General features: G+C 72.0%; 11 protein-coding genes. 6 read left to right on the forward strand and 5 right to left on the reverse strand.

The window, feature by feature from the left end; all coding sequences use genetic code 11:
• Positions 1-41: 41 nt before the first annotated feature.
• A complete protein-coding gene (parE, locus tag FHS87_RS13860; protein ID WP_184519367.1) occupies positions 42-2,015 on the forward strand; it encodes a DNA topoisomerase IV subunit B in 1,974 nt (657 codons plus the stop codon).
• 4 nt (positions 2,016-2,019) lie between these two features.
• Here parE and FHS87_RS13865 read toward each other — a convergent pair whose 3' ends face one another.
• A complete protein-coding gene (locus FHS87_RS13865) occupies positions 2,020-2,907 on the reverse strand; it encodes a LysR family transcriptional regulator (protein ID WP_184519370.1) in 888 nt (295 codons plus the stop codon).
• 95 nt (positions 2,908-3,002) lie between these two features.
• Between FHS87_RS13865 and FHS87_RS13870 the strand changes: the two genes are divergently transcribed.
• The gene (locus tag FHS87_RS13870; RefSeq protein WP_184519373.1) at positions 3,003-4,001 is read left to right on the forward strand and encodes an aldo/keto reductase; all 999 of its coding nucleotides are present in this window, start codon (positions 3,003-3,005) and stop codon (positions 3,999-4,001) included.
• Positions 4,002-4,049: 48 nt separating this feature from the next.
• On the opposite strand, the gene FHS87_RS13875 is transcribed toward FHS87_RS13870, so the two are convergent.
• The 4 genes from FHS87_RS13875 to FHS87_RS13890 all read right to left on the reverse strand — a co-directional run bounded on the left by FHS87_RS13875 (position 4,050) and on the right by FHS87_RS13890 (position 7,416).
• On the reverse strand, positions 4,050-5,036 hold the full coding sequence (locus FHS87_RS13875; protein WP_246418400.1) for an amidohydrolase family protein: 987 nt from the start codon (positions 5,034-5,036) through the stop codon (positions 4,050-4,052).
• Positions 5,037-5,118: 82 nt separating this feature from the next.
• Positions 5,119-6,279, reverse strand: coding sequence for a DNA topoisomerase IB (locus tag FHS87_RS13880; protein WP_184519376.1), 1,161 nt, complete (start codon positions 6,277-6,279; stop codon positions 5,119-5,121).
• A 43-nt stretch (positions 6,280-6,322) separates the two neighbouring features.
• Positions 6,323-6,679 (reverse strand): hypothetical protein, encoded by a 357-nt coding sequence (locus FHS87_RS13885; RefSeq protein ID WP_184519379.1) that lies wholly within the window; start codon positions 6,677-6,679, stop codon positions 6,323-6,325.
• 44 nt (positions 6,680-6,723) lie between these two features.
• Positions 6,724-7,416: an alpha/beta fold hydrolase gene (locus tag FHS87_RS13890; RefSeq protein WP_184519382.1), complete on the reverse strand. Its 693-nt coding sequence runs from the start codon at positions 7,414-7,416 to the stop codon at positions 6,724-6,726.
• A gap of 761 nt (positions 7,417-8,177) precedes the next feature.
• On the opposite strand from FHS87_RS13890, the gene FHS87_RS13895 reads away from it, so the two are divergent.
• From FHS87_RS13895 to FHS87_RS13910, 4 genes are all read left to right on the forward strand, one after another.
• Positions 8,178-9,833 carry a DEAD/DEAH box helicase gene (locus FHS87_RS13895; RefSeq protein WP_312862004.1) on the forward strand — a complete coding sequence of 552 codons (1,656 nt, stop codon included), beginning with the start codon at positions 8,178-8,180 and terminating at the stop codon, positions 9,831-9,833.
• Positions 9,834-9,976: 143 nt separating this feature from the next.
• A complete protein-coding gene (locus FHS87_RS13900) occupies positions 9,977-11,203 on the forward strand; it encodes an acyl-CoA dehydrogenase (protein WP_221299907.1) in 1,227 nt (408 codons plus the stop codon).
• A 97-nt stretch (positions 11,204-11,300) separates the two neighbouring features.
• Complete coding sequence (locus FHS87_RS13905) at positions 11,301-12,578, forward strand: class I SAM-dependent RNA methyltransferase (protein WP_184519388.1); 1,278 nt, start codon at positions 11,301-11,303, stop codon at positions 12,576-12,578.
• Between the two features lie 51 nt (positions 12,579-12,629).
• Positions 12,630-13,607 carry an MBL fold metallo-hydrolase gene (locus FHS87_RS13910; protein ID WP_184519391.1) on the forward strand — a complete coding sequence of 326 codons (978 nt, stop codon included), beginning with the start codon at positions 12,630-12,632 and terminating at the stop codon, positions 13,605-13,607.
• Positions 13,608-13,610: the final 3 nt, after the last annotated feature.

Below are 13,610 nucleotides of genomic sequence, written 5' to 3' on the forward strand. Positions count from 1 at the left end.
CCCCCGGCTGTCTATTTTGGGCCAGGGAACCAGAACAAGACATGAACGATCTTTTCGGCGGCCGCCCTGCGAAGGGTCCGGCCCAGCAGAGCTATTCCGCCGCGGACATCGAGGTGCTGGAGGGGCTGGAGCCCGTCCGCCGCCGCCCCGGCATGTATATCGGCGGCACGGACGAGAACGCGCTGCACCACCTGGCGTCCGAGGTGATCGACAACGCCATGGACGAGGCGGTGGCCGGCCATGCCGACCGCATCGAGGTCACGCTGGAGCCGGATAACTGGCTCACCGTGCGCGACAACGGCCGCGGCATTCCCGTGGACCCGCACCCGAAGTTTCCCAAGCTTTCGGCGCTGGAGGTGATCCTCACCACCCTCCATTCAGGAGGTAAGTTCTCCGGCAAGGCCTATGACACCTCGGGCGGCCTGCACGGCGTCGGCTCCTCCGTGGTGAACGCGCTGTCCGAGCGGATGGAGGTGGAGGTCGCGCGCGACCGCACCCTGTTCACCCAGGCCTATTCGCGCGGCAAGCCGCTGGGCAAGCTGAAGAATGCCGGGTCGGTGCACAACCGCCGCGGCACGACCATCCGCTTCCGCCCGGACCCCGAGATTTTCGGCAAGCTCCACTTCCTGCCGGCGCGGCTATACCGCTTCTGCCGCTCCAAGGCTTATCTCTACAAGGGCGTGGAGATCCGCTGGTCCTGCGACCCCTCGCTGGTCAAGGACGAGACCCCGGCCCAGGCGGTGCTGCACTTCCCCGGCGGCCTCTCCGACTACCTCGCCGCCGCCATCGAGGGCCGCCCCACCGTCACCCCCGCCCCCTGGGCGGGCGAGGCGACTTTCCCCGGCGGGGCCGGGCGCGCGGAATGGGCGGCGACCTGGCTGGAGGGCGGCGAGGGCTTCCTCAACACCTATGCCAACACCATCCCGACCCCCCAGGGCGGCACGCATGAGAGCGGCTTCCGCAACGCCCTGGTGAAGGGGCTGCGCGCCTATGGCGAGCTGCGCAAGGAGAAGCGCGCGGCCAATGTCACGGCCGAGGACCTGTTCGGCGGCCTCGCCGGCACCGTCTCCGTCTTCGTCCGCGAACCGCAGTTCCAGGGGCAGACGAAGGACAAGCTCACCTCCCCCGAGGCCGCGCGCCTCGTCGAGGGTGCGCTGCGCGACCATTTCGACCACTGGCTGACCGGCGACACCCGCAACGCCGACAACCTTCTCTCCTGGGCGATCGAGCGGGCCGAGGACCGTATCCGCCGGCGCGAGCAGAAGGACGTCCCGCGCAAGACGGCCACCCGCAAGCTGCGCCTCCCCGGCAAGCTGGCCGACTGCTCCAGCGAGAATGCCGAGGCGACCGAGCTGTTCCTCGTCGAGGGCGATTCCGCCGGCGGCTCCGCCAAGCAGGCGCGGGACCGGATGACGCAGGCGGTGCTGCCGCTGCGCGGCAAGATCCTGAATGTCGCCTCCGCCAGCACGGAGAAGCTGCGCGCCAACCAGGAGCTGCGCGACCTCGTCGAGGCGCTGGGCTGCGGCGTGGGCGAGCGCTTCGACATGGCGCGGCTGCGCTACGGCCGCATCATCGTCATGACGGATGCCGATGTGGACGGCGCCCATATCGCGGCCCTGCTGATGACCTTCTTCTACAAGGAACTGCCGGCGCTGGTGCGCGAGGGCCGCGTCTTCCTCGCCCAGCCGCCGCTCTACCGGCTGCAGCACGGCGCGAAGTCGATCTACGCGCGGGACGACGCGGATCGCGAGCGCATCCTCAAGCGCGAATTCAAGCCGAACCAGAAGGTCGAGGTCTCCCGCTTCAAGGGCCTGGGCGAGATGCCCCCGGCCTCGCTGAAGGAGACCACGATGGACCCGCGGAAGCGCACCCTGCTCAAGGTGGTGCTGCCGCAGGAGGCCCGGGCCGAGACGGCGGAGCTGATCGAGGCGCTGATGGGCCGCAAGCCCGAGCTGCGCTTCAGGTTCATCCAGGAGAACGCGTCGAAGCTGGACGAGGCGGAGGTGGACGTCTGATCCCTCAGGCCCCCTTCACGAAGTCCACGAAGGCCCGCAGCGCCGCCGGCATGTGCCGGCGGGAGGGGTAGTAGAGGAAGGGCCCCTCGAAGGGCGGCAGCCAGTCCTCCAGCACGGAGACGAGCCGCCCGTCATCGATGGCGGGCCGCGCCCAGCCCTCGAAGGTGAGGAAGTAGCCGAGCCCCCCGATCGCGGCGATGAGGCCGAGATGCCCGTCATTGGTGACCAGCCCACCCTCCGGGCGGACGGTCACCACTCGCCCGTCCCGCTCGAATTCCATGGGCGGCATGGTGCCGCCGGCGAAGCGCAGGCGGATGCAGGGCATGCGGAGGAGCGCCTGCGGCTCCTCCGGCAGGCCGGTCGCCGCGACCAGCGCCGGCGAGGCCACGAGAACGTAGCGCTGCGGTCCGCCGAGCCGCAGCGCGATCATGTCCCGCGCTAGGCTCTCGCCGTAGCGCACCCCGGCGTCGTAGCCGCGCTGGACGATGTCCACGAAACCGCTCTCGGCGGTGACGTCCACCACCACGCGCGGATGCCGCGCGAGGAAGCGCGGCAGCAGCGGCGCGAGCACCAGCTCGGCCGCCGGCGGGGGCGCGTTGATGCGGAGCGTGCCGGAGACGGCGTTCCCCGCCTCCCCCGCCGCGTCCAGCGCCGCCGCGATCTCGCCCAGCGCCGGGCCGAGGCGGGCGAGCAGCGCGGCCCCGGCCTCGGTGGGCGCCACGCTGCGGGTGCTGCGGTTCAGCAGCCGCGCCCCGACCCGGTCCTCCAGGGCCCGGATGCGCTCCGTCGCGCTGGAGGGGGAGATGCGGGCCTCCAGCGCCGCCCGGCGGAAGCTGCCGTGCCGCGCCACCGCCGCCAGCAGCTCCAGATCCTCCAGCGACGCCCCGATCATTCGCGATTCCCGAACGGCCCATGCGGATCATACGGGATTAAGCGCTGGGCGGATGGGGCGCATATCGGGGGCACCGAAACCAGTGGAGAGATCCCATGGAACAGCGCCAACTCGGCCGCACCGGCCCCCAGGTTTCCGCCCTCGGCCTGGGCTGCATGGGCATGTCGGGCATGTACGGCCCCGCCGACCGGGCCGAGAGCCTGGCCACCATCGCCATGGCGGTGGAGCGCGGCGTCACCCTGCTCGACACCGGCGACTTCTACGGCATGGGCCACAACGAGATGCTGATCGGCGAGGCGCTGCGAGGCCTGCCGCGCGACCGGCTCCAGATCAGCGTGAAGTTCGGGGCGCTGCGCGACCCGGAGAACGGGTGGAGCGGCTACGACTCCCGCCCCGCCGCCATCCGCAACTTCCTTGCCTACTCCCTCACCCGCCTCGGCACCGACCACATCGACATCTACCGCCCCGCCCGGCTCGACCCGGACGTGCCCATCGAGGAGACGGTCGGCGCCATGGCCGAGATGGTGAGGAAGGGCTGGATCCGGCATATCGGCCTCTCCGAGGTCGGGGCGGAGACGATCCGCCGTGCCCATGCCGTCCACCCCATCGCCGACCTGCAGATCGAGTACTCCCTTCTCTCCCGCGGCATCGAGGACGAGATCCTGCCCACCTGCCGGGAGTTGGGCATCGGCGTCACGGCCTATGGCGTGCTGTCGCGCGGGCTGATCAGCGGGCACTGGTCGCGGCAGCCGACGACCAGGGGCGACTTCCGCGGCATCTCCCCGCGATTCCAGGGGGAGAACCTCGACCGCAACCTCGGGCTCGCGGAAGCGCTGGGCGCCGTGGCCGCCCGGCTGGGCGTGACGACGGCGCAGCTCGCCATCGCCTGGGTCGCCTCGCGAGGGGAGGACATCGTGCCCCTCGTCGGCGCGCGGCGACGCGACCGGCTGGAGGAAGCGCTCGGCGCGCTCGACATCCGGCTGGACGAAGCGGCGCTGGCCGGGATCGAGGCCGCCATCCCGCCCGGCGCCGCCGCCGGCGCCCGCTATCCCGAGGCGCAGCTCGCCCATATGGACAGCGAGGCCCGGCGCTGACGGGCAGCGGCCCCGGGCCGGGCACACCGGCACGGGGCCCCGCCCGGCTCAGGCGCGGGGGAAGCCGTAGAGGGCGGCAGGATTGTCCACCAGCACGCGCCGCCGCGCGGCCTCGTCCGGCACCCATTCGGTCAGGAGGTCGAAGAGCGCGGCGTCGTCGGGCTTCTCGGCCGGCTCGGTGACGTGCGGCCAGTCGCTCGCCCAGACGCAGCGCTCCGGCGCGGCCGCCACGTAGCCCCGCGCAACCGGCACCGTGTCCGACCAGCGCCCGGCGGCGCCGACCTTGGTGTCCATATAGGCACCGGAGAGCTTCACCCAGGCCTTGCCGCCCTCGAGCAGCCGGCGCACGGCGAGGTAGCCCGGATGCTCCACCCCCTTGTCCATCGGCACGCGCCCGAGATGGTCGAACACCACCTGCGAGGGGAGGCGGGCGAAGAGCGCCTCGTTCTCGGCGATCTGCCCCCCCAGCATGTGGATCTGGACGTGCCATCCCATCGGCGCGACGCGGGCCGAGAGCGGCTCCACCATGTCGATCGTCGTCACCCCGGCCTGGACGAGGTTGAAGCGGATGCCGCGCACCCCGGCCTCGTGCATCGCGCGCAGATCGGCATCGGTCACACTCGTGTCGACCACCGCGACCATGCGCGTCCGCTCCGGCCCCAGCTCCCGCAGGGCCTGGAGGTGGAGGCGGTTGTCCGTGCCGTAGGTGGAGGGCGTGACGAGAACCGAGCGCTGCGTCCCCAGCCGCCGCGCGAGGGCGCGATAGTCCTCCGGCGAGGCATCGGGCGGCCGGAGCTGCGTGCGCGGATCGGCGGGGAAGCGCGCGTCGTAGACGTGGTGGTGGCAATCCGCGGCCAGTGGCGGGGCCGGCATGCGGGGCGCCTCCGTGCCGGCGGAGAACTTCACCGCCCCCGCTTCGCCGCGGACAGGGCTCGCCGGCGGCTGCGCCATCGCTCCGCCCGATGTGAGGGAGGCGCCCGCGAGGAAGACCCCCGCGCCGCCCAGCGTGGCGCGACGGGACATGGATTGCTGCATCGTTTTCCTCCTGCCGCGCCTCTCGTTGCGGGCGGGCGCGGGAAGAATGGCGGCAAGCCGGCTGCCGTGTCGACCGGGGGGCTCAGGCCGCGGCGGCCAGGGCCTTCGCGCTCCTCACGGCCCGCGCGCGCCCCGCCTTGGCCGCGGGGGCCGGCTTGTCCGCCTTCAGCCGGGCGAGAAGGGCGAGCACCGCCGCTTCCTCCGGCCGGAGCGTCTCCATCTCCTCGCGAAGCTCCTCCTCGGCGCGCTCGGCGATCTCCAGGGCGAGCTGCCCGGCCATGTAGCCCTCCAGCAGGTCGGGATGGACGTAGCATTTGCGGCAGACAGTGGGCGTGTTGCCCAGCTTGGCGGAGACCTTCTCGATCGCCGCGCGCACGTTGCGCTTAGCGGCGGTGTGGCTGTCGAAGGCCTCGAACTCGCGCAGCGCGAGCGCGGCCATCACCGTGCCCGCCCAGGTGCGGAAGTCCTTCGCCGTGATGTCCCGCCCCGTGATCTCCTTCAGGTACTCGTTCACGTCGCCGGAGGTGACGTCGTGCATCGTGCCGTCCTCGGCCGGCCAGGCGAAGAGCTCCTGCCCCGGCAGGTCCTGGCAGGCCTTCACCACCTTCGCGATGCGCCGGTCCTGCAGCCCGAGCTTCCAGGTCTTGCCGCTCTTGCCCTGGAAGGCGAAGCGCATGCTGCCGCCCTCGACCTTCACGTGCTTGTTGCGCAGCGTGGTCAGGCCGAAGGAGCCGTTCTCCTTCGCGTAGTCGTCGTTGCCCACGCGGATCAGCGTCGTCTCCAGCAGGCGGACGACGGTGGCGAGCACCTTCTCCCGGCCCAGCTCCTTGCGCGCGAGATCGGCGGCCACCCGCGCGCGGATCTTCGGCAGCACCTCGGCGAACTCGGCCATGTGCTCGTACTTCGTCGCGTCCCGCGTCTCCCGCCAGCGCGGGTGGTAGCGGTACTGCTTGCGCCCGCGCGCGTCGCGCCCCGTGGCCTGGATGTGGCCGTTGGCGTGGGGACAGATCCAGACATCGGTGTAGGCAGGGGGAATGGCCAGGGAGCGGATCCGCTCCAGCTCCGCCTCGTCCCGGATCGGGTCACCCGAGGGCGCGCGGTAAACGAAGCCGTCCCCCTTGGGATGGCGCGTGATGCCGGGCCTGGTGTCGCTGACATAGCGGAGCCCCGCGGCGCGGGCGGCCTCGCGCGGCTCCACGATCGCGCCTGCGCTGCTGTTATCGTCCTGGTCGGTGGCGGGCATCATGTTCCTCCAGCTGAGGAACCCCCCCGCCCCGATCCCGGTTTCAGCCGCCGACACGCCCCCAGGCGCTCTGCCCGCCGCGCGCGGGGCAGGCGCAGGCATCGCCGGCGGGCGCCGCGCGCTCCAGCGGGCAGATATAGGCCCCGGCATAGCAGGCCTGGCCCAGCGGGCGCGCGGGCGGGGCGTAGGCCGGATAGGGCGCCACATAGGGCACGGCGGGCACGACCGGCACGCTGTAGGCATAGGGGAAGGGATCGTAGGGATAAGCGGGGTAGTACGGATACCCCGTCCCGATCCCGACGCCGAAGCTCACCCCGCCCCGCGCCTCGGCGGGCGCAGCGGGGAAAAGAGGGGCGGCGAGCAGCGCCGCGGCGAGGAGGAGGCGCCTGGCATCGATCATCCTCCTGAGATGGGAAGCCGCCCCACCCGGCGGAAGCCCCCGGATCAGCCTAGCCAGTCCCGCATCAGCGCCGTCACCCGCTCCGGCTCCTCCATGCTTGGCAGGTGCGCGCAGCCGGGCAGGATGTGCAGTGCGGCGCCGGGAATGCCCTCCGCGATCTCCCGCGCGAGATCGGGCGGGGTGAGGATGTCCGCCTCCCCGCAGACCACCATCGTCGGCACCGCGATGCCCGGCAGATCGCCGCGGGAATCCGGGCGCCCGAGGATGGCCGCCTGCTGGCGCAGGAAGGCCTCACGCCCCACGCGCTCGGCCATCTCCATCACCTCCCCCGCCAGCGGCCCGCCGAGGTTCCGCTCGTGGAGCAGGCGCGGCAGCAGGCGCGGGGTGACGCCCCGGAACTGCCCGGAGCGGGTGAGCGAAATCAGCCCGCGCCGCTGGCGGGACCCCTCCGGCGTGTCCTGCCGGGCCGAGGTGTCGAAGAGCGCCAGCCGCTCGACGCGCCCCGGCGCCCGGCGCATCACCTCCAGCGCGACGTAGCCGCCCATGGAGAGGCCGGCCAGGGCGAAGGGCCCCTCGACCGAGGCAATGGCCCGCGCCGCCATGGTCGCCACATCCGAATCGAGCGTGAGATCCGCCACCACGGGATCGGCGACATCGGCCAGCCCGGCCAGCTGGTCGCGCCACAAGCGGGCGTCGCAGAGCAACCCGGGGAGCAGAAGGAGGGTGAGACGCGGCATCGGATGTGCTAATCACGCCGAAAGCCCCGGTGCAACGGCCGGATAGCTCGTTCCAACCTTGCATCCGCTGCTCCGCGGGCGCATATCGCGCGCGAGCGGCTGCGTGCCGCGCGGCCCGGCGAATCGCCGGTTCACGCGCCACGCCGGACCCGTGGCCGGGCGCCTCCGGCCTGCCGCACCGCGCCCGACCCATGGCGAAGCAGCCCCGACTCTCGCCGTCCCCGCCACGACCGGCCGGGCGGCGGAACAGGAACCCACGCTTGACCGAACACGACCACCCCGCCTCCGACGACAGCGCCGAGCAGAAGATCCCGGTGGGGGAACCCGGCGCGGACACGCCCGCCCCGACGGAGGTGCCCGTGATCGCGGGCGCCGCTGACGGCGACCCCGTGGGCGAGGGAAGCGCCGAGGGCTTCCGCGATCGGCCCGCCGTCTTCGAATCCCCCGAGCCCGTCCAGGCGCTGGCGGCCGGCACCCACGGCACGGATGCCAGTGGGACCGGTGCGGACGGCGACGATGTCGGCGGGACCGGTGCCGATGGCGAGGAGGTCGGTGGGACCGGCTCCGACCTCGACGATGACGCCGAGGATGACGACTCCAGCGACGACGAAGCTGGCGACAACGAAGCTGGGGGTGACGCCTCCGACGACGACTCCGAGGACGACGAGGATGAGGAGGAGGACGACGAGGAGGACGAGGAGGCCGCGGCCCCCCGCACCACCTTCGCCGATCTCGGCCTCTCCGAGCCGATCCTGAAGGCCGTGGCCGAGACCGGCTATGTCCACCCCACCCCGATCCAGGAGCAGGCGATCCCCGTCGTGCTCATGGGCCGGGACGTGCTCGGCTGTGCCCAGACCGGCACCGGCAAGACTGCCGGCTTCACCCTGCCGATGCTCGACATCCTGGCGGGCTCCCGTGCCAAGGCCCGCATGCCGCGCAGCCTCATTCTGGAGCCGACGCGCGAGCTGGCACTCCAGGTGGCCGAGAACTTCGTGAAGTACGGCAAGCACCTCTCCCTCACCCACGCCCTGCTGATCGGCGGGGAGAGCATGGACGAGCAGAAGGCCGTGCTGGAGAAGGGCGTGGACGTGCTGATCGCCACGCCCGGCCGGTTGCTGGACCTCTTCGACCGCGGCCGCATCCTGCTCGCCGACTGCAAGGTGCTGGTGATCGACGAGGCGGACCGGATGCTCGACATGGGCTTCATCCCCGATGTCGAGCGCATCGTCTCCATGCTGCCCAAGCTCCGCCAGACGCTGTTCTTCTCCGCCACCATGGCGCCTGAGATCCGCCGGCTGGCCGATGCCTTCCTGCAGAACCCCCGCGAGATCACCGTCTCCGCCCCGGCCTCAGTGGCCACCACCATCACCGCCGGGCTGATCTGGGTGGGGGAGCGCGACAAGCGCGAGGCGCTACGGCGGCTGATCAAGCGGGAGGCCGTGCAGAACGCGCTGATCTTCTGCAACCGCAAGGTCGATGTGGACATCCTCTACAAGAGCCTGAAGAAGCACGGCTTCAACGTCGGCGCCCTGCATGGCGACTTGGCGCAGTCCGTGCGCTTCGCGACGCTCGAGAAGTTCAAGAACAACGAGCTGCAGCTTCTCGTCTGCTCCGACGTGGCGGCGCGCGGCATCGACATCGGCGGCCTCTCCCACGTCTTCAACTTCGACGTGCCCTTCCATGCCGAGGACTACGTCCACCGCATCGGCCGCACGGGCCGGGCCGGGCGCGAGGGCCATGCCTACACCCTCGCCACCGCCGACGAGGCGAAGGCCGTGGCCGCGGTGGAGAGCCTGACCGGCCGCCCCATCCCGCCCATGACGATCGAGGGCCTGGACCCCGTCGACCCTGAGGAGATCCAGGCGGCGCTCAAGGCGACCGGCCGGGGCCGCGGGCGCGGCCGGGGTGCCGAGGCGCGCGGCGGCTCGGGCCGTGGCGGCGACCGCGGGCGCGAGACTGGCCGGCGCGAGCGCGGCGGCGAGGCGCGCGAGGGCGGCCGCCGCGAGGGCCGTGGCCGCCGCGACGAGCGCGCCCCGCGCGAGGAGGTCCGCGAGGAGCGGCCTGCCCGCGCGGAGCGGCCGTCCCGCGAGGAGCGGCCCGCCCGTGATGAGCGCCCCGCCCGCGAGGCCCGTCCCGGCCGCGAGCGGGAGTCCCGCTCGGGCGACCGGGTGCTGGAGGAGGTGAACCGCGACGCTGCCCGCGACTGGACCGCCCGCGAGGACCATCCCCGCCGCGAGGACCGGCGTGACGAGCGGAGCCGCGAGGACCGCCCGCGCCGCGACCGCGACGAGCGCCGCTATCGCCAGGACGATCTCGGCCCCGCCGTGGTCGGCTTCGGCGACGCGATCCCGGCCTTCATGCTGATCCCCGTTCCCCGCCCGCGCCGGGTTCGGGAGGACGAGGCCGAGGCGGCCTGAAAGGTCTCTGGGGAGGGCAGCCCAGCTCTCCCCGGCCGAGCACCGAAGGGAGAGCCTCGCGGCTCTCCCGGGATGGCGGTCCCTCGCCCTCTCGGGCAGGATGCGCCCCTTTCGCGGCCAAGATCACGGAGAGGAACGCATCCATGAACGTCGTCACCCAGGTCCTGCCGGAGGCCCCCCAGGCCCGCGTCCCGCAGAAGATGGGCAACTTCGTGTGGGACGACCCGCTCCTGCTGGAGGACCAGCTCACCGAGGACGAGCGCATGATCCGCGACGCAGCGCGCGAGTTCTGCGGGTCCAAGCTCATGCCGCGCATCCTCATGGGCAACCGGAACGAGCACTTCGACCGCGAGATCATGAACGAGTTCGGGGAGATGGGCTTCCTCGGCGCGACGCTGGACAGCCATGGCTGCGCGGGCGTCGGCTACGTCTCCTACGGCCTGATCTCGCGCGAGGTCGAGCGGGTGGACAGCGGCTACCGCTCCGCCTTCTCCGTCCAGTCCTCGCTCGTCATGTATCCCATCCACGCCTTCGGCTCGGAGGCGCAGAAGGACAAGTTCCTGCCCAAGCTCCGCACGGGCGAGTGGGTGGGCTGCTTCGGCCTGACCGAGCCCGATGCGGGGTCGGACCCGAGCTCCATGCGGACCCGGGCGAAGAAGGTGGACGGCGGCTACTCCGTCTCCGGCTCCAAGACCTGGATCACCAACTCCCCCATCGCCGACGTCTTCGTGGTCTGGGCGAAGGACGACGAGGGCGTGCTGCGCGGCTTCATCCTGGAGAAAGGGATGAAGGGCCTGACCGCCCCGAAGATCGAGGGCAAGATGTCCCTCCGGGCCTCGACCACGGGCATGATCATGATGGACGAGGTCTTCGTCCCCGAGGAGAACCGCCTTCCCGGCGTGAAGTCCCTCGCCGGCCCGTTCTCCTGCCTCAACCGGGCGCGCTACGGCATCGCCTGGGGCGCGCTGGGCGCGGCCGAGTTCTGCTGGCACGCGGCGCGCGAGTACACGCTCGGCCGCAAGATGTTCAACCGCCCGCTGGCCCAGACGCAGCTCGTGCAGAAGAAGCTGGCGGACATGCAGACCGAGATCACCCTCGGCCTGCAGGGCGTGCTGCGCCTCGGGCGCCTCTTCGACGAGCACAAGGCCGCGCCGGAGATGATCTCCATGATGAAGCGCAACAACTGCGGCAAGGCGCTCGACATCGCCCGCGTGTCCCGCGACATGCATGGCGGCAACGGGATCGTGGACGAGTACCACGTCATCCGCCACGTCATGAACCTGGAGACGGTGAACACCTACGAGGGCACGCACGACGTGCACGCCCTCATCCTCGGCCGCGCGCAGACCGGGCTGAACGCCTTCGGCTGATCAGCCGGGCCGAACGCCTTCGGCTCATCAGCCGGGCTGCACCGCGTTCACAAGGGGCGGTCCCACGGGGCCGCCCCTTTCCCATTTGGAAACCACCATGCGCGTGACGATAGAGGCTATGGGTGCCGCCGGCGACGGCATCGCCCGCGACGAGGCCGGCCGCCCTCTCTTCATCCCCTTCGCGCTGCCCGGCGAGGTCGTGGAGGCCGAGCCCGGCCCCGCGCGTGGGGAGGGCCGGGTCGCCGCGCTGACGGCGGTCGAGACCCCCTCCCCCGACCGCGTTCCCCCGCCCTGCCCGCATTTCGGCATCTGCGGCGGCTGCGCCGTGCAGCACTGGGCCGATGAGCCCGTCGCGGCCTGGAAAGCCGCGCGCGTGGCCGAGGCCCTGTCCCGCGCCGGCTTTCCTGGCTCCCCGGTGGAGCCCGCGCCGCCGAGCCCGCGCAACAGCCGGCGCCGCGCGGACTTCGCCATCCGGCGCCGGGCGGAAGGAGTTGCCGTCGGCTTCCACGCCCGCGGCTCCTCCGAGCCCTTCGACATGGCGGTCTGCTTCGTTATCGATCCCCGCATCCTCGCCCTGGTCGAGCCGTTGCGCGCGCTCATGGGCTCGCTGGCCGCGCTGCGCCGCGCGGGCTCGGCGATGGTCAACCTGCTGGACACCGGCCCGGATCTCTGGATCCGCACGGACGGCCCGCTCACCCCGGGGGACCGGACGAAGCTCGCCGGCTTCGCGGCGGCTCATGGCATCCCCCGCATCGCCTGGTCGAAGGAGGGCACGCGCGAGGCGCCCGAGATCGCGGCCCAGGAAGGCCCGGCCATCGTCACCCTCTCCGGCGTGCCCGTCTCGCCCGCCCCCGGCGCGTTTCTCCAGGCCACCCCGCAGGGCGAGGCCGCGATCGTCGCCGCCGTGCTCGCGGGGCTTCCGGCACGCATGGCCGGCAGGCCGCGCATCATCGAGTTGCATGCGGGGCTGGGCACCCTCTCCTTCCCGCTCGCCGGCAAGGGCAGGGTGGAAGCCTATGAGGGCGCGCCCGAGGCGGCCACGGCCTTACAGGCCGCCGCGGGACGTGCCGGCGCCCGGGTGAAGTCCGTGCGGCGGGATCTCGTCCGCCAGCCCCTCCTCCCGGCCGAGCTGAACGGCGCCGCCGCCCTGGTGCTGGACCCGCCCTTCGCGGGCGCGGCGGAGCAGGCCGCGATTCTCGCACGCTCCACCATCCCCCGGGTGATCTACGTGTCCTGCAACCCCGCCGCCCTGTCGCGGGACCTCCAGCCCTTCGCCCGCGCGCCCGGCTGGAAAGTCGAGCGGGCGGTCATGGTGGACCAGTTCCTCTGGTCATCGCAGGTGGAGGCGGTCGTTACCCTCGCGCGCGTGATTTGACGGGCGAGCCCTGTTGCAAAAAATTGAACAAACCTCGGAGGAATCCAGCCCATGAACAGACGCGCGCTTCTCGGGACGGGCCTTGCCGCCCCGGCCCTGCTCTCCACTGCCGGCGCCCAGGCACCGGCGCCCGACCCGGCCCCGATGCCGGCCCAGGCGCCGGGCTTCTACCGCTTCCGCGTCGGCGAGGCCGTGGTCACCATGGTCTATGACGGCCAGGCGATCCGCCAGAACCCGACCGAGGGCTTCGTCCGCAACGCCTCCTCCGAGGAGGTCGCCAACAGCATGCGGGCCCAGGGGCTGAACCCCGCCCAGCTCACCAATCCCTACACCATCCCGGTCGTCCGCACCTCGCGCGGGACGGTGATGTTCGACACCGGCAACGGGCCGCAGACGGCGGCCGACAGCCGCATGGGCCAGCTTCAGGCCAACCTCACCGCGGCCGGCATCGACCCCGCCTCGATCGACATCATCGCCTTCACGCATTTCCACGGGGATCATATCGGCGGGCTGCTGGACGGCGCCGGCGCGGCCGCCTTCCCGCGCGCGCGGATCATGGTGCCGGAGAGGGAGTGGGTCTTCTGGATGGACGAGGCGCAGGCCGGCCGCGCGCCGGAAGCCATGCGCCCCGCCTTCGCCAATGCCCGCCGCCGTTTCTCGCCCTATGAGAGCCGGGTGGAGCGCATCGGGGACGATGCGGAGGTGCTGCCGGGCATCCGCTCGGTGAACACGAACGGCCACAGCCCCGGCCACACCTCCTACCACCTCTCGGACGGGAACGCGCAGGCCATGATCCTGGGCGACGTGACCAGCCGGCCGGAGTTCAACCTGACCAATCCCGGCTGGCACGTCATCTTCGACATGGACCCCATCGCCGCCGAGGCCAGCCGCCGCCGCATGTTCGACCGCGTGGCGGCCGACCGCATTCGGTGCGTCGCCTATCACTGGCCCTTCCCGGCCAATGGCACGGTGGCGAAGGAGGGGAACGGCTACCGCCTTATCCCGGCGGAGTGGAGCAGCGTCATCTGATCC

The sequence above is a fragment of the Muricoccus pecuniae genome, assembly GCF_014199205.1.
In the GTDB taxonomy this organism is placed as follows: domain Bacteria; phylum Pseudomonadota; class Alphaproteobacteria; order Acetobacterales; family Acetobacteraceae; genus Roseomonas; species Roseomonas pecuniae.